The 17,856-nt window shown below is 41.5% G+C and carries 14 protein-coding genes and 1 tRNA gene; 9 read left to right on the forward strand and 6 right to left on the reverse strand.

Annotation, left to right across the window (positions count from 1 at the left end):
- Nucleotides 1-98 precede the first annotated feature (98 nt).
- The 3 genes from HHA42_RS03540 to HHA42_RS03550 are packed head-to-tail and all read right to left on the reverse strand — an operon-like array spanning nt 99 to nt 5,025.
- Nucleotides 99-3,203: an efflux RND transporter permease subunit gene (locus tag HHA42_RS03540; protein ID WP_168417865.1), complete on the reverse strand. Its 3,105-nt coding sequence runs from the start codon at nt 3,201-3,203 to the stop codon at nt 99-101.
- A gap of 54 nt (nt 3,204-3,257) precedes the next feature.
- Nucleotides 3,258-4,391, reverse strand: coding sequence for an efflux RND transporter periplasmic adaptor subunit (locus HHA42_RS03545; RefSeq protein WP_168417864.1), 1,134 nt, complete (start codon nt 4,389-4,391; stop codon nt 3,258-3,260).
- A 52-nt stretch (nt 4,392-4,443) separates the two neighbouring features.
- A complete protein-coding gene (locus tag HHA42_RS03550) occupies nt 4,444-5,025 on the reverse strand; it encodes a hypothetical protein (RefSeq protein ID WP_171525566.1) in 582 nt (193 codons plus the stop codon).
- Nucleotides 5,026-5,363: 338 nt separating this feature from the next.
- On the opposite strand from HHA42_RS03550, the gene pilG reads away from it, so the two are divergent.
- The 6 genes from pilG (at nt 5,364) to HHA42_RS03580 (ending at nt 14,013) form a co-directional block, all read left to right on the forward strand.
- On the forward strand, nt 5,364-5,747 hold the full coding sequence (pilG, locus tag HHA42_RS03555; RefSeq protein ID WP_004975524.1) for a twitching motility response regulator PilG: 384 nt from the start codon (nt 5,364-5,366) through the stop codon (nt 5,745-5,747).
- Nucleotides 5,748-5,779: 32 nt separating this feature from the next.
- Nucleotides 5,780-6,148: a response regulator gene (locus HHA42_RS03560; RefSeq protein ID WP_004975526.1), complete on the forward strand. Its 369-nt coding sequence runs from the start codon at nt 5,780-5,782 to the stop codon at nt 6,146-6,148.
- Nucleotides 6,149-6,151: 3 nt separating this feature from the next.
- Complete coding sequence (locus HHA42_RS03565; RefSeq protein WP_104852339.1) at nt 6,152-6,688, forward strand: chemotaxis protein CheW; 537 nt, start codon at nt 6,152-6,154, stop codon at nt 6,686-6,688.
- A 46-nt stretch (nt 6,689-6,734) separates the two neighbouring features.
- Nucleotides 6,735-8,810: a methyl-accepting chemotaxis protein gene (locus tag HHA42_RS03570; RefSeq protein ID WP_168417862.1), complete on the forward strand. Its 2,076-nt coding sequence runs from the start codon at nt 6,735-6,737 to the stop codon at nt 8,808-8,810.
- Nucleotides 8,811-8,979: 169 nt separating this feature from the next.
- Entirely contained in the window at nt 8,980-13,551 is a 4,572-nt protein-coding gene (locus HHA42_RS03575) for an Hpt domain-containing protein (protein WP_168417861.1), read from the forward strand.
- Nucleotides 13,552-13,554: 3 nt separating this feature from the next.
- Nucleotides 13,555-14,013 (forward strand): hypothetical protein, encoded by a 459-nt coding sequence (locus HHA42_RS03580; RefSeq protein ID WP_168417860.1) that lies wholly within the window; start codon nt 13,555-13,557, stop codon nt 14,011-14,013.
- A gap of 72 nt (nt 14,014-14,085) precedes the next feature.
- Here the strand turns inward: HHA42_RS03580 and dapE are convergent, their stop codons facing one another.
- From dapE to HHA42_RS03595, 3 genes are all read right to left on the reverse strand, one after another.
- Complete coding sequence (dapE, locus tag HHA42_RS03585; protein ID WP_168417859.1) at nt 14,086-15,219, reverse strand: succinyl-diaminopimelate desuccinylase; 1,134 nt, start codon at nt 15,217-15,219, stop codon at nt 14,086-14,088.
- A gap of 151 nt (nt 15,220-15,370) precedes the next feature.
- Nucleotides 15,371-15,517 carry an entericidin A/B family lipoprotein gene (locus HHA42_RS03590; protein ID WP_168417858.1) on the reverse strand — a complete coding sequence of 49 codons (147 nt, stop codon included), beginning with the start codon at nt 15,515-15,517 and terminating at the stop codon, nt 15,371-15,373.
- A gap of 118 nt (nt 15,518-15,635) precedes the next feature.
- The gene (locus HHA42_RS03595; protein ID WP_168417857.1) at nt 15,636-16,520 is read right to left on the reverse strand and encodes a DUF1853 family protein; all 885 of its coding nucleotides are present in this window, start codon (nt 16,518-16,520) and stop codon (nt 15,636-15,638) included.
- Nucleotides 16,521-16,607: 87 nt separating this feature from the next.
- On the opposite strand from HHA42_RS03595, the gene HHA42_RS03600 reads away from it, so the two are divergent.
- The 3 genes from HHA42_RS03600 (at nt 16,608) to HHA42_RS03610 (ending at nt 17,856) form a co-directional block, all read left to right on the forward strand.
- A complete protein-coding gene (locus HHA42_RS03600; protein ID WP_168417856.1) occupies nt 16,608-16,982 on the forward strand; it encodes a YbaN family protein in 375 nt (124 codons plus the stop codon).
- 15 nt (nt 16,983-16,997) lie between these two features.
- A complete protein-coding gene (gene elsL, locus HHA42_RS03605) occupies nt 16,998-17,507 on the forward strand; it encodes a cell wall-recycling L,D-carboxypeptidase ElsL (RefSeq protein ID WP_168417855.1) in 510 nt (169 codons plus the stop codon).
- A gap of 273 nt (nt 17,508-17,780) precedes the next feature.
- Nucleotides 17,781-17,856 (forward strand) — tRNA-Val (locus HHA42_RS03610).

A 17,856-nucleotide genomic window follows, 5' to 3' on the forward strand; every position in this document is an offset into this window, starting at 1 on the left:
TAAAATGGAATTTTTTCAGAGCCAGATTATACAATAAAAATGGGGCTAAGCTTGCGTTAAAATTTAGCCCCTACATTATGCGTCAATGTCATGTGATGCTATGAAAGCAATTTTCGGGTTTGGCGCAGCATAAAGTTTTTAAAGTCATCTAAGTAAGTGAAAATCACGGGTACAACAACTAAGGTCAGCAGGGTAGATGTAATCACACCACCAATAACAGCATGTGCCATAGGTGCACTTTGCTCACCGCCTTCTCCCAATCCAAGGGCGAGGGGCACCATCCCCATTACCATGGCACTGGTGGTCATTAAAATAGGGCGTAGTCTGGTTTTACCTGCGGCAATAATGGCGTCATAACGTGACTCACCTTGATCCATGGCTTTCTTTATAAAATCAATCAGTAGAATCGCATTTTTGGTCACCAGTCCCATCAGCATAATAATGCCAATAATAGAAAATAGGTTCATGGTGGAATTAAAAATAAACAGCGCCAAGAACACACCAATCAGCGACAACGGCAAAGAAGCCATAATTGCTGCGGGGTGAATAAAGCTGTTAAATTGCGAGCCTAAAACAATATAAATAAATACGATGGAGAGTGTAATTGCTGTGAGTGCATAACCCGCAGATTCGGCCATATCGGCATTGGAACCTTGGGTGTCAAAACTATAGCCCGCAGGGAGCTTAAAATTATCCTGAATTTTTTGTATGTCGGCACCAATGTCACCTGCAGGTCGACCTGCGGTGTTCGCTTCTACCAAAACTTCACGAGCTAAATCTCTTCGGTTAATTTGTGCTGCACCGAGGCTTTCTTCAAAGCTCGCAACACTCGCCAAAGGCACTAGAATGCTTTGTCCATTGGAATCAGTTTTTTGTGAAGTCAAATACATGCTTTGTACATCACTTGGCAGACTGCGTTGGTTTTCGGTTAGGCGCACGTTCACATCATAGGTTTCACCACGTTCATCTTGCCATGTCGTAACATTATCCCCAGCGATGAGTGGTCGGATAATATTGGCAATTTGATTGACTGATAATCCTAAATCACTGGCTAAGACACGATTTATATGCACACCAAGCGTAGGTTTAGGCGCTTTCAGTGAACTTTCTAAATCGACAATCCCCTCTACCTGTGCAATTTCGGACATAAAGCGGTCAGAAATTTTTTGTAGTTCGGCTAAATCTGGGCCTTTAATGGAAATCATCACGGGCTTTTGACCACCAGATACTGTTTCGTCCGCAGAAGCCACCGAGGTAATACTAATGCCTGCAACACTTTGCAAACGCTGACGGAATTCATTGTTGAGATCAGTCAGGCTTTGTTGGCGTTCATTACGCGGGCTAACGGTAACACGTAAACTAGCATGGTTTTTACCCCGATCCGTTACGCTATTAATAACGCCATAAGTTGTACGAACTTCGGGGTGTTGACGGATAATGTAATCCACTTGTTGTAGTTTGGCTTGTGAATATTCCAAAGAGGCATCTACAGGGGTTTCAAATTTAATCCGAATTTCACCTTTATCTGGAACGGGAACAAACTCAGTTCCAATCAGTTTGGATAATCCCAGCGCGCCGAACAAAGAGCTTACAGCAATCAAGAGGGTGATGACCCGAAAACGTAGTGCCAGTTTTAATAATTTCTCGTAATGCGTGCTTAAGTTATCCAGCTTGTGGGAAATCCAATTGAGGAAGCGTTTTATACGACCTGGTTTTTTATTTGGATTGGTTTTTTCTGCCCAATGTGCAGATAGCATTGGGTCTAGGGTAAAACTGACAAACATAGAAATCAGTACAGCGGTACTTACAGTCACACCAAACTGATAAAAGAAACGCCCAATAATGCCGCCCATAAATGCAACGGGCAAAAATACCGCAACAATGGTCAAGGTTGTAGCGAGAACCGCTAAGCCAATTTCTTTGGTGCCATCTAAAGCTGCAATAACATGATCTTTACCCATATCGGCGTGACGTACAATATTCTCACGCACCACAATTGCATCATCAATTAATAAGCCAATACTGAGCGAGAGCGCCAGCAAGGTCATCATGTTGATGGTAAAACCAAATGCCCAAATAAAGGTTAGTGTACCCAGTAGGGCAATGGGTAAGGTCAGCCCTGTAATGGCTGTAGAACGAAATGAACCTAGAAACAGCAGTACAATTAGGACTGCAAGTATGGCACCTTCAATAATCGTACGCGCGACATCACGAATACTGCCACGAATGCCTTTAGAGGAATCCACCACGACTTTCGCGGTAATGTCCGCAGGGAGTTGCTCTTGAATGCGATCCAGAGTTTTGTAGGTGTTATCCACCACCTCAATGACGTTGGAGTCGGAGCTGCGTAAAATGTCGACTGCAACGGCAGTTTGTCCATTTAAAAATGCACTGGTTTCCAACTCGGCTTGGCTGTCTTGAATGGTCGCCACTTGTTTTAAAAAGATCGGTGCGCCATTTTTATTGGCAATAATCAAATCGCCAAAAGCCAATGGGTGGATAACTTTGGATTGGATTTCGACCACCAACTCACTGTTGGCCTGCTTGAGCGTGCCGCCAGGAACCTCAATATTTTCAGCTTTAAGGGTATTGATGACCTGATCAACTCCTATGCCAAAACTCATTAATTTTTGTGGATCAACTTCAATCCGAATTTGTCGTTGTGCATCACCCAGTAAATTGACAGTGCCCACGCCTGATACGGTGCGCAGTTGTGGCACAATTTGTTGATCTAAATAGGAGCTCAAATCCCGCAGAGACATTTGTGATGATTCAAATACAATCGACATGACCGCATTGGCTGTTGGATCGTATCGCTCTACCACAGGGTCTTGAATTTCATCACGAAACTCTGCACTGACTGAAGAAATTTTATCACGTACATCTTGTGCCGCGACTGCTGAAGGAACATCCAAATTGAATTCGGCAATGATGGTAGACAGTCCTTCACTAGATTGTGAAACCAGTTGTTTTAGTCCAGAAATGGTATTGATCTGATCTTCCATTTTCTTGGTAATTTCAGACTCGACTGTTTCAGGTGAGGCGCCCGGATAGCTGGTATAAACCACCACAAAAGGGAAGTCGACATCAGGAAATTCTTCTACACCCATACGTTGCCATGAGGCCAAGCCAAGCACCATCAGACAGAACATCATCATGATGGTAAAAACAGGGTACTTGACACTAACTCGGGTAAACCACATAACAACGATCCTGATTTTTTATTTATTGGACAGATTCAATACAATATTTGCGTACTATTGCGGCTGTTTTTGAATGATTACAGGTTGCTGAATTTGATCAGGCTGAAAGCTAACACGACTGACCAAGTCATTGGGTTGTAAGCCTTGAATCACAGCGGTATTGTCGCTATAGCGTTGTTCTAAAACAGTAACGTCTATACGTGCAATTTTTTGATCACGAATAACCCATACATAAGGCTTGTTTTCTATATTGTGGATGGTGTTAAGTGGAATAATTTGCCCTGAAATTTGATTGCTTGCCAAAATATGACCATCTACAAAAGCACCAATACTAAGTGAGGGGAGGGCTTCTAATGGAGTGGCAAAAAACTCAATTTGACGACTGGCTAAATCTGCAACAGGAGAAACACGACTAATCTGGGCATTGAGTGTGTTGTTGTGACCTTGCAATTGATATTCAATTTTTTGTCCCACTTTCAGGGCTGCCTGTAAGTCACTTGGTAATTTGGCTTGAATTTCTAAGCGTGAAGGATCGACCACTTCAAATAAAGTCTGTCCTACAGCAACAGTTTGCCCTGGTTCTACTTGACGCTGAGTAATAACGCCACGTATAGGGCTTGTAATCGTGCCGTCTTGATCGGCTTTGAGTGCAATATCTACATTGGCTTGTTGTACCCGCACATTTTCAATTTGCGCACGATAGTCCAACTGACTTTGTTCATATTCAACCTGTGAAATAAAACCTTGATCGAGCAGGCGTTTTTTTCGCTGCATCATATTCCGAGCTTGGTTGGCTTGAGCTTGGGTTGCGGCCAAATTGGCGCGTGTTTGCGCCAAGCGTGCAGCATTGTCTTGATTGTTCAGACGAACCAAGGTTTGCCCACGTTGCACTGCATCACCCACTTTCACATTCACGGATGTGGCAGTGGCGCTGACTTGCGATTGAATACTACTTTGATTGACCGCACGCACGGTGCCTGTAAAGGCAGTTTTTTCGATGGCACTGCCTTGCTGGATGGTAACTAAATCTTGTTGAATTAATTCTATTTTTTCTGGTGTGGGAGCAACATTTTCTGTTTCATTTTTTTGGCAGGCAGAAAGAAATACACATAACCCAAGTGTACTGATCCGAAGAAGTGGCAAAGGTTGTTGATTAAAAATGAATGCGATACGCTGTGCAATGTGCATGCATATTTGTCCTTATTTTAATGTCAAAATGACAACGCAAAAAAAGCCAGCCCTATTCTAGGGCTCTGAGGCGTTGAATAATTCTGTCGTATTCTGCTTGGGTATTTCGATAGCTTGTTTGTAAAGATTGAATCATATCTTTTTTTAATTCAATATTTTTTAAGTTATTGTCTAAATTGGTTTTCAGTTGTGGTGGTACAGGCTTAACTTTACGTAAATACTCCATTTCCTGACGTTTAAAACTAATACGGTCAGTTTGGAGTTGCTTGAGTTGTTCTTGTTGAAAGCTAATTTGCTTTTTAATGTGCGCTAAAGTGTTATTTCTCTTAATGGTGGCAGTTTGACTGTTGGTATAGGCTTTTTTTAGACGCTGGTCCGACTCACTCTGACGTGCTTGAGCAGCACGTTGTGGTGCTTTTTTAATATCGGTTTCAGTATTATAGGGACGAGCACGCTGAATCACTTGCATGTTCCGATCCAAAGCCTCATAGCCATAGCGGATATGATTTGGGGTCACATTGCTGCTAATATTGGCTACGCCTTTTTGATCATAATAACGATACCATACTGCTTTATTTTGAGTTTCAGCCATCAATTGAGCAGAGGGAAACAGAAGCAACGCTAGCATCGCCATTTTGAACGACTTTTTGTTTTGTTTTAATTTGACGGCGAGTAATTGTGCAAAATAAGTGCTCACGTTGTCCCCCAAATGAAAGTTGACTAAATTACTTAAATTAAACGTAATATATAGTGTTATATTAGATCAAAATTAGAAATTAAAAAAACACAACCGATAAAAAAATATCGATGGTCACCAGAAAGTGTGAGTGATTTGGTGATAATGGTGTAAAAGTGTAGCTTCAAGCTAAATATGTTCGTTGAAACTACAAGTAAAGATATGTTAAAAATACGATCAATGTGTAAAAATTTCTACTCAGTTGCTTGTACAAACAAAATGGGAAGGGTCATTGAATGGACGATAAATTCCAAAATCTAAAAGTCATGGTGATTGATGATTCAAAAACCATTCGCCGTACAGCTGAAACACTTCTACAGCGTGAAGGTTGTGAAGTGGTTACCGCAGTTGATGGATTTGAAGCTTTATCCAAAATTGCCGAATCAAATCCAGATATCGTATTCGTAGATATTATGATGCCACGCCTAGATGGTTACCAAACGTGTGCCTTAATTAAAAACTCGCAAAACTACCAAAACATTCCTGTCATTATGCTATCAAGTAAAGATGGTTTATTTGACCAAGCCAAAGGACGTGTAGTAGGTTCTGATGAGTATCTGACTAAACCATTTAGTAAAGATGAATTATTAAACGCCATTCGTAACCACGTGACAGCATAATTATTAGTTAGTTAGATTTATTGGGGAAAATAATGGCTCGTATTCTTATTGTAGATGATTCACCTACAGAAACATTCCGCTTCAGAGAAATCTTGACCAAGCATGGTTTTGAAGTCATTGAAGCAGCGAATGGTGCAGATGGCGTGACCATGGCGCAAGCTGAATTACCAGATTTAGTATTAATGGATGTGGTTATGCCAGGCGTGAATGGCTTTCAGGCAACACGTCAAATTTCGCGTGGTGATACCACTAAACACATTCCAATTGTAATTGTGAGTACCAAAGATCAGGCAACCGATCGTGTTTGGGGGAAACGCCAAGGTGCAAGCGATTACTTAACCAAACCTGTTGACGAAAAACAATTAATTGATGTGATTAATCAACATCTAAATGCAGGATAAGCTATGGCTGCAAATGGTTTTATTGAATTACTTCGGTTATCTAAACGTGGTAACAAAAACTACGTTAGTACCGAAAATGAGGTAAACCGCTGGTCAGGCATTGCTTTTGAGATGATGGGGCAATATTTTGTTGCTCCATTGGGAGAGGTTTCTGAGGTTATTTACCCACCGAAATACACACCAGTTCCGAACACCCAACCTTGGGTGGTCGGTTTGGCCAATATTCGGGGTAGATTGCTCTCAGTTTCAGATTTGGCACATTATGTTTCTGGGCAAAGCAGCCAATATTCACCTACTCAAAAAGTAATGTGTATTAGTCATAATGACCATTATGTCGGTTTGGTTGTAGATCAAGTTTTGGGTATACAGCACTTTAATAAGAAAAGTTTCTTCTCTAAACACAATGATTTAGAAAGTAATTTACAAGAATATTGTCAGGGCTATTTTCACCAGCATAACCAACAATGGCATGTTTTCTTATTTAGTCGTTTATTGCAAAACCCAAAATACATGAACGCATCTATAAAATTTATAAATTAACTGTCGCGCACCTAAAAAATGAAGGCGTCAATCGGGGAGAAGCTGCATGGGCTTTAAACTTAAAAAGAAAAATTCAGGCGAAGAAACTGTTCGTAAAGCAAGTGGGCCAGGTTTTGTGGCAAAATTACAAACGCGAACTGATGAGTTTGCGAGTGTATTTGGTGAAACAGAAAAATCTAAGCCACTTATTTTAGGCGCAGCTTTTTGTATCATCTTATCGCTTTTCCTGTTGCTATACCTTTTTTATAGTGTGCCGCGTAATAACGATTTTACCCGTAGTTTGGGTGATTTACGTCTATTGTCACAAACCATTTCACGTCAAGCGACTGAAGCAACTGCATCAGGTACGCCTGAATCAATCAAAAATTTGACTGATTCGCAAAAATCTTTTGCAGAAAACTTAGAAACGGTTAAAGACATTCATGCTAGTACAGACACGTTGCGTGAAGTTGAAACACAGTGGAAATCGGTTTCTGAAAATATTGATTTGATTGCTTCGCAACAAAAAATCATTAACCAACTTTATGACACTAACATTGCAATCAGTGAAACCATTCCAGGTATTCAGGCTGAATATAACTTGATGGTTGACCAAATGGCACGTCAAGATATGCCAAGTAGCCAGGTTGTAATTGCAAAAAACCAGGTATTCATTGCAGAACGTATCTTGCGTTCAATTAGCTCTGTGTTAACAGGTACAGATAGTTCACGTGAATCTGCGGATGACTTCAGTGCCGATACTGAAACTTTCGGTGCGTATTTGGCTGCACAGTTAAATGGTAGTGCAGAGCTGGGTGTACAACGTATTGCACAAGAAGACTTACGTGAGTCATTAACAGGTATTCAAGCAGAATATGAAGATGTATTGAAATCTGCTGCTGCAACCGTTTTAAGTAACTCTACTCAAATTGTAAAAGTACGTCAGGCTTCATCTTCTATTTTTGACCAGTCTGATAAACTTTTAAGTAATTTAAATAAATTGTCTGGCAGTTCAGGTTGGTCTATTGCAATTCCAGCAATTGGCTTAATTGCAGCCTTACTTGCATTCTTGTTCTGTGTATTCAAATTACTTGGCTTACGTGGTGAAGCCGATAAAACTCGTGTGGTTCGTCTACAAGATGAATATGACCGTAACCAAAACGCGATTTTACGTCTACTCGATGAGATCGCCGACCTTGCAGATGGTGACTTACGTTCATACGCAACGGTATCGGAAGACTTTACAGGCGCAATTGCTGACTCGATTAACTTCGCGATTGACCAATTACGTGACCTTGTATCGCGTATTCATGAAACATCACACGAAGTTGCACAATATACGGCAACTACGCAGAACATTACCAACCAGTTAGCAGAAGCTTCTGAACATCAGGCGCAAGAAATTGCAGGTGCATCTGCGGCGATTAACGAAATGGCAATGTCGATTGACCAAGTATCTGCCAACGCGGAAGAATCCGCTGCGGTAGCAGAACGTTCGGTACATATCGCATCGAATGGTGCGGACGTTGTAAACCGTTCAATTGAAGGTATGGATATCATTCGTGAGCAGATTCAAGAAACCTCTAAGCGTATTAAGCGTTTGGGTGAATCTTCACAAGAGATTGGTAACATCGTTGCCTTGATTAACGATATTGCCGACCAAACCAACATCTTGGCATTGAACGCAGCAATTCAGGCGTCTATGGCGGGTGAAGCAGGTCGTGGTTTCGCGGTCGTTGCGGATGAGGTACAGCGTCTAGCAGAACGTTCAGCATCTGCAACCAAACAGATTGAAACACTGGTTAAAACGATTCAGACCGATACCAACGAAGCCGTAATTTCGATGGAACAAACGACTTCTGAGGTTGTACGTGGTGCGAACTTATCTAAGGATGCGGGTGTTGCACTCGATGAGATTCAAACGGTATCGAGCAACCTTGCGAAATTGATTTCTAACATTTCGGATGCTGCAAAACTACAGTCTGCGTCTGCAGGTCACATTGCAACTACGATGAACGTTGTACAAGAAATTACCTCGCAAACCACAACGGCAACCTTTGATACAGCACGTTCGGTATCTGAGTTGGCCAACATGGCAGAATCATTACGTGAATCTGTAACTGACTTTAAACTACCTGAATAAGCGGAATTCCAGCTTGGGGAAGGGTGTACCTATACTTCGGTAGAGGTACACCATCATTCAGAGATAAAGCATCGAAAAGATGAACTTAACTTTTGAGTTAGGGGCATTCAGGATGGTTACAATTAAGTTGAAGTACCTTTCGGTGCTGAAAACGTAAGAAGCCTTAGCTATGAAAGAAATATTAAAAAATTTAGTTGAAACAACGACGCTTCCTGAAGATAGTTATCTTGATCAAGATGCGGAAATTCTTGAAATTTTTGTTGAAGAAATTGAAGAAATCTTCGAAGAATTAAATCCATTATTTGTAACTTGGTTCGAAAATCCGACAGACCAAGAAACTTTAGTGACCATTCGTCGTCACTTTCACACTTTAAAAGGCTCGGGTCGCATGGTCGGTGCGAAGTCAGCGGGCGAACTGGCATGGACGGTAGAAGATACTTTAAACCGTGTGCTTTCGGGTGCTGTTACCCTCAATACTGATATTCAAAAATTTGCAAAAACTGTTTTCCATATTTATCAATACAAACTGTATCCAATCTTCAAAAATGTGGGTGTCATTGATATTGATTTACGCCCATTGGTACTTTTAGGACAACAATTACAGCAAAACCAAAGTCCTGAACCAGCCTTAGAAGAATTACTTGTTTTAGCCGATCAATTAACAGCACAAGATATACCAACAGGTCTTGAGCTGAGTGATGCGGTTGAGCCTGAAATGGCTGCAACAGTAGCGGCGACAGAAGAATTAGAATCAGCAGAACTGCCTGCAGATGTTGAACACGCAGCAGTTGCGCAAGACACGACTACAGATGAAAGTCTATTGGCTGAAACTCTGTCTATATTTATTGAAGAAGCCGAAGAGCATTTGGCCACTATTGATCAATTCTTGGCACAAGAACAAATTAAATCTCAAGATTACAATGGTCTGATTCGCGCCTTGCATACTTTGCGTGGCAGTTCATCTATGGCTCAAATTGAGCAGGTGTTTGAAGCAAGCTCTAAAGTTGAAAACTTGTTCAAAGCCTTTGTGCAAGATGAAATTGAATCAACCTCTAAAGAAACAGCATTGTTAGTGCAATATGCAGAATTTGTACGTGATTATTTGCATATTCTGCGTCAAGGACGTTGTGATGGTTTAGATGTCATTTATGACACCTTTAATAAAGCGTGGGATAACTACGGCTTTAGCAGCAGCGACACTGATGAATTAGCCAATCCTCAAGGTTTGGTCTCTAAATTAATTGAACTGAATATTGACCGTTTACTTGATGCTGAGTTTGAATTTGATAAATTGGCACAAGCACAATATCCAGACTATTTGCAAGAATTGAGTGCGCAGGCACAATTGTTGGTGGATCATACCGATAACCGTGCATCGATTGGTATTCATCAATTTACTCAAGAGCTGAAAGCAGCGTATGACCGTGTTTTAGCTCAACCCGTGTTGTTAAACTCAGAATATGCTTACGAGCTATTTGCACAGGCACATCAAGAATTTATCCACTTATTCGATACTTTGGCAGCTGGTCAGCGTGTCACGGTCACTGAAGATATTCAGAAAACGCTGAATGACTTAACTGCATTTGTACAGCAAGATATTGAAGATATAGCGTTTGAAAAATCTGAAAGTGTGATTGAAGAAGCTGATCAAGTCATTGAAACTGCCCTTGCTGAAGTGGAAAATGTTGAGACTTCATCAGAGGTTGCAACTGTAGAAAGTTCTGGTGCGGTAAACTTGGCGCAATTGTCACAACGTATTGCCGCTGACCGCCAAAATATCCACGCAGCAGATGCCAACAAGGATTTTGATCCAGATTTACAAGACATCTTCCTTGAAGAAGCCGAAGAACTTTTGGTGGGAATGGATGAAGATGTAAACACGTGGTCTAAAGACGCCAGTGATACATCAGCCTTAAACAACCTGATGCGTTATTTGCACACTTTAAAAGGTGGTGCGAATATGATTGCTGCAACGCATATTGGTTTAATTGCGCATAACCTTGAATCAATTTATGAGCGCATTATCAACAACCAAATTGTTGTTTCACCTGCGTTGATTCAAATTATTCGTTTAGTACAAGACGACATTGCAGACCGTATTCAAACCATTCGTGAAGAAGGTGTGGACTATGCAGCGCCAGAATCCATTGCGATTTTGGCTGACATTGTTAGCTTGTCACAAGGTAAATCAATTGAAACGAATACCGCTGTTCAACCTTCAATGCAACAAGAGCAGCCAGTGCAAGTTGAAACAGAAGCCGAAACTGAAGCAGAAGCCGAGATGCAGTCTGCAGAAGAAGTATTGGCAGATGATGTTTCAGTTGAACTTGAAGATGCCCCTGCAGCCGTATTTGAGCCAATCACTGAAACTGTAGCACCTGAAACCACGGTTGAGTCTGAAGACGAACAACTGCTTTCTATAGTAGAAGAAACCTTCCGTGAAGAAGCTGAAGAAATTTTAGATTCTGCGGATCAGCGCTTGAAACATTGGTTTGAGCAACGTAGTGACCGTAGTATTTTGCTACAGTTACAACGTGCTGCACACAGCTTAAAAGGTGGCGCACGTATGGCTGAAATTGAGCCAGTTGCTCAAATCGCCTACCAGCTTGAAAGTACCTTTGAACAGTTTGCTGTACATCAGTTTAACTCGAATGTTTACGATGCACTTTTACAAACCACGTTGGCTTGGTTGCGTGATGCTATCTTTAAAGCCGATTACAGCAATTATGAAAGTCTGAAATCGAGCTTGGCCGCTATGCAATTTGTGGATGTTTCTGCGCAATTGCCTGAGCGTTTAACGCATACAGACTTGTTATCACCAAGTCGTAGTTATGAGTTTGTACAAGGTGATGGCACCGAGCCACCTGCGATGTCAGGCGAGTGGAGTGAAACAGCCACACTAGACAATAGCAATGAGATGATTCGTATCTCTGCCGATTTGGTAGAGAAGATGATCGACTTGTCTGGTGAGAACTCGATTAACCGTTCACGTATTGAAATGGAGCTTGGACAGCTTGGCGGTACGCTGAATGAAATGGAATTGGCGATCAAACGTCTGGCAGATCAGTTACGCCGAATGGAAGGCGAGTTGGAATCACAGATTATTGCCAAACACGGTTCTGAAAACTCACGTTATGCAGACTTTGACCCATTAGAGATGGACCAATATTCCTCATTGAATCAATTGTCTAAATCTCTTGCGGAATCTGCATCGGACTTGGTGGACTTTAAGAGCACATTGGCTGAAAAAATCCGTGATGCTGAAGGTTTGCTTTTACAACAATCACGTATTCAGGCCGAAATTCAAGAAAGCTTGATGCGTACTCGTTTGGTACCATTCTCACGCTTGTTACCACGTTTACAACGTATTGTGCGTCAGACTTCATCTACCTTGAACCGTCCAACAGAATTGGTGGTACACAATACCGAAGGTGAGTTGGACCGTACCATTCTTGAACGTTTGGTGACTCCATTTGAGCACATGCTACGTAATGCGGTAGACCATGGTATAGAAGACCCTGCACAACGTGCAGCGGCCAATAAACCTGAAGTCGGAAAAATTGAACTTAACATTAGCCGTCAAGGCACAGATGTTGTGGTGACGTTTGTGGATGATGGTAAAGGTATTGATGATGCGAAAATTAAACAAAAAGCTTTGAGCTTGGGTTTAATTAAGGCAGATCAAGACCTCGATAAAAATGAAATTCTACAGTTAATTTTCCACCCTGGTTTCACCACTGCACAGGCGGTGACACAAATTTCAGGTCGTGGGGTTGGCTTGGACGTAGTGCAAAGCGAAATTAAAGCGCTCGGTGGTCACGTTTCTGTAGATTCAACTTTGGGTCAGGGCACAACCTTTAGTATTCGTGTACCGACCACGGTTGCGGTATCTGATGCCTTGATGGTAAAAGTTGGTGATCAACAATTTGCAGTACCATTGGCGCAAATTGATCGTATTGTGCGTATTGCACCAAGCACTTTGGAAACATACTTCAACAGCAATGAAGACCTCTTCCAAATTGACAACCAAAGCTACAAGTTACGTTACTTGTCTGAGTTTGTCGGCAATCAGCCTTTACCGCGTTTAAATCACGTTGGTCACTCATTACCGGTGCTGTTAATTAAAGGCAGTACAGGGCAAACCATTGCCTTATTGGTTGATCAGTTAATTGGTTCTCGTGGTCAGATTGTTGTGAAACCAATTGGTCAGCAGTTCTCAAGCATTGGTGCAATTGCGGGCGCAACTATTTTAGGTGATGGTCAGGTTTGTCTGATTTTAGATGGTCAAAATATTGCCCGTCAGATTCTTGCAACGCAACGTACCAAGCAAGCTAGCGATCAGCGTGATACTCAACGTCGTGATGCACGCCGCTTGATTATGATTGTGGATGACTCGGTAACTGTACGTAAGGTAACGTCACGTCTGCTTGAGCGTCAAGGTTATGATATTGTCACAGCGAAAGATGGTATTGATGCCATGGAGCAGCTGGAAAATGTTAAACCAGACCTGATGCTGCTAGATATTGAAATGCCACGAATGGATGGTTTTGAAGTGACTAACTTGGTACGTCACCACGATATTCACAGCAACTTGCCAATTATTATGATTACCTCGCGTACAGGTGAAAAACACCGTGAGCGTGCGTTCAGTTTAGGTGTTACCCACTATATGGGTAAACCGTTCCAAGAGGCAGAATTGCTTGCCAATATTGAACAATTATTAGCAGCGAGTCGGGGGTAAGCCATGAGTCAGAGCAATAGTCCAAATTTACTCGGCCAAATCAGTCAACAAGAGTTGCAACACTTAATTACCGTATCTACGGGTTTTATTGATGCCTATATTGTTGAATGTCATGCCAAGCAACCCATGCTGCTGCCACAAAACATTGTTTTATCGGCACTGGACAATGCCACACAGGTTAAAACTGTGGAATGGCACGATTCACAATTACCTGTCTATGCAGTGAATGACCCTGAGAAAAAAATGGGTGTAGCCTTGGTAATTGAAGGTGATGAAATGGAGCAGCGCTTTGCATTGATGTGCAATGAAATGCCGCAAACCATTCGTTTGCGTATTTCTGAAGTGGTTGATGATGATCAACAAGCCGATGATCCTAGCGTATTCCAATATGTGCGTATGGCAGATCAAGTCTTTCATGTACCAAACTTGCAATACATTCAAGAAAATCTGATAGCTGAATAACCATTGTTTAGCCAATAGAAAAGGAACTCAAATTGAGTTCCTTTTCTATTGTTAGTGTTGAATTTTCTGATTTTAAGTCAATAAACCTTCTAAAATTTGCTCGTAAATTTCCGCCAATGGTTCTAAATCGGCTACATTTACATGCTCATTAATTTGGTGGATGGTTGCGTTTAATACCCCAAGTTCAAGTACTTGTGCGCCTGTGGGTGCAATAAAACGGCCATCTGATGTACCACCACTGGTGGATAATTCAGTTTCAATACCTGTCACATTGCGAATAGCCTGACGTGCCGCATTCACAAGTTCACCTACAGGTGTTAAAAAAGGTAAGCCTGATAGTGTCCAATCAATCTCATAATCAACTTGATGTCGATCTAAAATTTCTAATACACGCGCTTTTAATTCATCTGCGGTGACTTCAGTTGAGTAACGGAAATTAAAAGTGACAGTCATGTTGCCTGGTACTACATTGGTTGCACCTGTACCTGCTTGAATATTTGAAATCTGAAACGAGGTTGCAGGGAAGTATTCATTGCCATGATCCCACACAGTTTCGCATAACTCAGAAATTGCTTTAGAAGCAGTATGGATTGGGTTGATCGCTAAATGTGGATAAGCCACATGACCTTGTTTACCTTTGACGGTCAATACGCCATTGAGTGAACCACGACGTCCATTTTTAACAATATCGCCCAACTGATTTGTACTAGAAGGTTCACCCACCAAGCACCAAGTTATTTTTTCATTGCGTGCTTCTAAGGTTTCTACCACTTTCACTGTACCGTTAATAGATGGACCTTCTTCATCTGAAGTGATGAGAAAGGCAATTGAACCTTTGTGATTAGGATGCTTGGCAACAAAGCGTTCTGAAGCAACTACCATGGCAGCCAAAGCAGTTTTCATATCGGCGCTGCCACGACCATACAATTTGCCATCACGAATTTCTGGTGCAAATGGATCAGAATTCCAAGCATCCAAACTGCCAGTAGGGACAACATCGGTATGACCTGCAAAACAAAAAACAGGTGATGCTGTGCCTTTACGTGCCCACAAGTTATCGACATCATCAAAACGCATAGATTCTATGTTGAAACCAATTTTTTCTAAGCGCGCTGCCATCATGTTTTGACAGTTGTGATCGACAGGTGTGACCGAGGGTTGACGTAAAAGTTGCAGGCTTAAATCGAGAGTAGCAGTAGAGGTCATGCGCGTTTCAGACGTTTATCAATAATGAGTACTAATAATAGGGGAATAATGCTAAAAAAGTGAAATTTTAGTGTAAAAAAACCTTGTTTGAGCACAAGGTCTTTTGAATTTCTGATGTTTCAGGTGAAAGTTTTCACCAAGAAACCCAGAATTATTGACGGATTTCTTGCTGAGTTTTTTCAGCGGTATTGCTGACTGCATTACCAGCAGATGAAACATCTTCACCCACGCCTTTAATGGTGTTACAACCAGTTAAAACAAACATCATAAGTAGTGAGGTTGCTAAAATTTTTTTCATGATTATCTCCAGTATTTTAAAGCAAGAAACATTTTGTCCTGTGTTTTTAGATTAATAAATAAACAAAAAAATAAATAGGTAACTTTCATGGTGGTTGCGTAATGAAATGTTGAAACTGTTATTCAACGTGTAAGGGCGGATAGCTGAGATAAGAAGCTGCTCTATACATATAAAATTCAGAAGTTGTGGCTTGGAAATATAAGCCATCAGTCCACCATTGGTTGGTTAAACTACTGGCTTGCGCATTTGGGCAAATCCATTCGTGTCGTTGTAAACGATAAAAGTCAGCCGTTTTTTCTGGAATATGGTTGCCCCAAGTGCCTAACCGACGTGCACGGTTAACCCAGTGTGGCATGCGGTCTACAGTATTTTGGCTATATAAATGTGGGAAATACAACTGACCTTTCAGGACTGCAAAACGCTGCTGGATGGGAAAATTTAAAGCCTGCTCAAACTGGAATTGTTTTTGACTGAAATGATTGAGTTTGCGTGCCAAAGTGTCGGAACGGTTTAAGCCATACCAATGTGGCAATGAAAAATCTGCTTCAGCCAAGTAATATTTTAAAGCAACTTCCCAATGTTCAACTTGCTGGGTGTCTTGATTGTGCAGTAAAAAGTCCAGCTCACCGACGGTTTTTGCCCCATCAATAATTTGAATACTGTGTCCGAGTAATTCGAAGGGATGGTAGTTACGATCGAGCAACCAAAACCACATCAGCATTTCAAAACGTAAACCCAAGCGGGTACTTTTGAGTTGATTTAGAAAATTATGCAAGGCTTCGGGATGTAAATCTAAATAAGCCAAACGCTGTTGGTAATTGAGATAATGCTGTTGCCAAAAAATATCTGCATGCAGTGTAAAGGCATGTTGAATTTGTAATTCTGGCGGCAAACTAGACAAAATATTGGGGCTTGCCAAAGCAAATGCCAATTGTCGTACTGCAGCAGTACGATAATTTAACCAGACTTCGGGCGCAAGCGTAGGAGGTTGCAACTCAATCATGTACGAATCCATGCGAAAAATGCAGAATTACCACGGAAAATGAAAAAACGCTTTATACTACCGCAATTCGTAGTTTGGGACAGTGGTATGCAAAGCTTGTTTTGGCGAAGTTTGGTGGTGATCTTTGTCATCCTTGGCTTTATTGGTGCATTGCTGCCAGGCATGCCCACCACAGTTTTCCTGATACTTGCAGCATGGGCCGCTTCACGCGGGTGGCCACAGATGGATGACTGGTTACTGAATCATCCTAAATATGGCAGTACCTTAAGAGACTGGCGCGCTAATGGGACAGTGCCACGTAAAGCCAAATGGTTTGCAACTACTATGATGAGTATTAGTGCGATCATTATGTTGTTTACCACAGCACCGGTTGCAGTCAAAATTTTTACCAATACCACCATGTTTGTAGTTGGCGTTTGGTTGTGGTTGCGTCCTGAACCTGAGCCACCATTTAAAGAATAATAATAGGATGAAGCAATGTCATATTCATACGCCCAAGCTGATATTTTGATTGATTTGGCAGAGCAAACTTTATATTTGCCTAAGCATCGTAAATTTTATGTTATTTCCAGCGGTGTTAATGGCATCGGTGAAGCTGAAAATAGTGGTAAGACCCCGCGCGGATGGCACGAGGTGGCTTTAAAGTTTGGGGAAAATGAGCCAGAAAATGCAGTTTTTATTGCCCGTCAACCAACAGGTGAAATTTACAATTTAGATTTAGCAGAGCAATTTCCTGAGCGGGACTGGATTTTAACCCGTATTTTATGGCTTAGCGGTTTAGAGCAAGGATTTAATCAGGGCGAGGGCTGCGATACTTTTCAACGTTATATCTATTTACATGGCACGCCAGATACAGAGCCGATGGGCATTCCTGCTTCACATGGCTGTATTCGTATGCGTAATCAAGATATTTTGGAATTATTTGACTTAATTCCTGAAAAAGCATTGGTTTATATTTCTGAACAGAAACTTGATTTGAATGGTTGATCTGCAAGTTTTGCATGAAAAGGGTAGTTATAGTGAACTATAAAACTCTAGCCAAATGCGTAAACGAATGTGTAGGCTAAGCAAGTGCTAACAAATTGAAAAGCCCATTAATTTTGCTTGAAAACTAAAATAACTTACAGAATTTGTTTGTTTTTATAGCGGATCACCTATTTTTTAATCACTCAGTCACAAAAAACTGAAAACAAGCCGAAAAGCGTTTGACAGTCGGTAAAGATTCTCTATAATGCACCTCACAAACGATGAAGACGTTAAGGGCGCTTAGCTCAGTTGGTAGAGCGTCTGCCTTACAAGCAGAATGTCGGCGGTTCGATCCCGTCAGCGCCCACCA

Source organism: Acinetobacter sp. A3 (assembly GCF_012371415.1).
Classification (GTDB): Bacteria; Pseudomonadota; Gammaproteobacteria; order Pseudomonadales; family Moraxellaceae; genus Acinetobacter.

Excerpts from the sequence above, each read along its gene's own strand:
- HHA42_RS03540 (WP_168417865.1), bottom strand. The coding sequence starts at position 3,203 with ATGTGGTTTACCCGAGTTAGTGTCAAGTACCCTGTTTTTACCATCATG.
- HHA42_RS03545 (WP_168417864.1), bottom strand. The coding sequence starts at position 4,391 with ATGCACATTGCACAGCGTATCGCATTCATTTTTAATCAACAACCTTTG.
- HHA42_RS03550 (WP_171525566.1), bottom strand. The coding sequence starts at position 5,025 with ATGGCGATGCTAGCGTTGCTTCTGTTTCCCTCTGCTCAATTGATGGCT.
- pilG (WP_004975524.1), top strand. The coding sequence starts at position 5,364 with ATGGACGATAAATTCCAAAATCTAAAAGTCATGGTGATTGATGATTCA.
- HHA42_RS03560 (WP_004975526.1), top strand. The coding sequence starts at position 5,780 with ATGGCTCGTATTCTTATTGTAGATGATTCACCTACAGAAACATTCCGC.
- HHA42_RS03565 (WP_104852339.1), top strand. The coding sequence starts at position 6,152 with ATGGCTGCAAATGGTTTTATTGAATTACTTCGGTTATCTAAACGTGGT.
- HHA42_RS03570 (WP_168417862.1), top strand. The coding sequence starts at position 6,735 with ATGGGCTTTAAACTTAAAAAGAAAAATTCAGGCGAAGAAACTGTTCGT.
- HHA42_RS03575 (WP_168417861.1), top strand. The coding sequence starts at position 8,980 with ATGAAAGAAATATTAAAAAATTTAGTTGAAACAACGACGCTTCCTGAA.
- HHA42_RS03580 (WP_168417860.1), top strand. The coding sequence starts at position 13,555 with ATGAGTCAGAGCAATAGTCCAAATTTACTCGGCCAAATCAGTCAACAA.
- dapE (WP_168417859.1), bottom strand. The coding sequence starts at position 15,219 with ATGACCTCTACTGCTACTCTCGATTTAAGCCTGCAACTTTTACGTCAA.
- HHA42_RS03590 (WP_168417858.1), bottom strand. The coding sequence starts at position 15,517 with ATGAAAAAAATTTTAGCAACCTCACTACTTATGATGTTTGTTTTAACT.
- HHA42_RS03595 (WP_168417857.1), bottom strand. The coding sequence starts at position 16,520 with ATGATTGAGTTGCAACCTCCTACGCTTGCGCCCGAAGTCTGGTTAAAT.
- HHA42_RS03600 (WP_168417856.1), top strand. The coding sequence starts at position 16,608 with ATGCAAAGCTTGTTTTGGCGAAGTTTGGTGGTGATCTTTGTCATCCTT.
- elsL (WP_168417855.1), top strand. The coding sequence starts at position 16,998 with ATGTCATATTCATACGCCCAAGCTGATATTTTGATTGATTTGGCAGAG.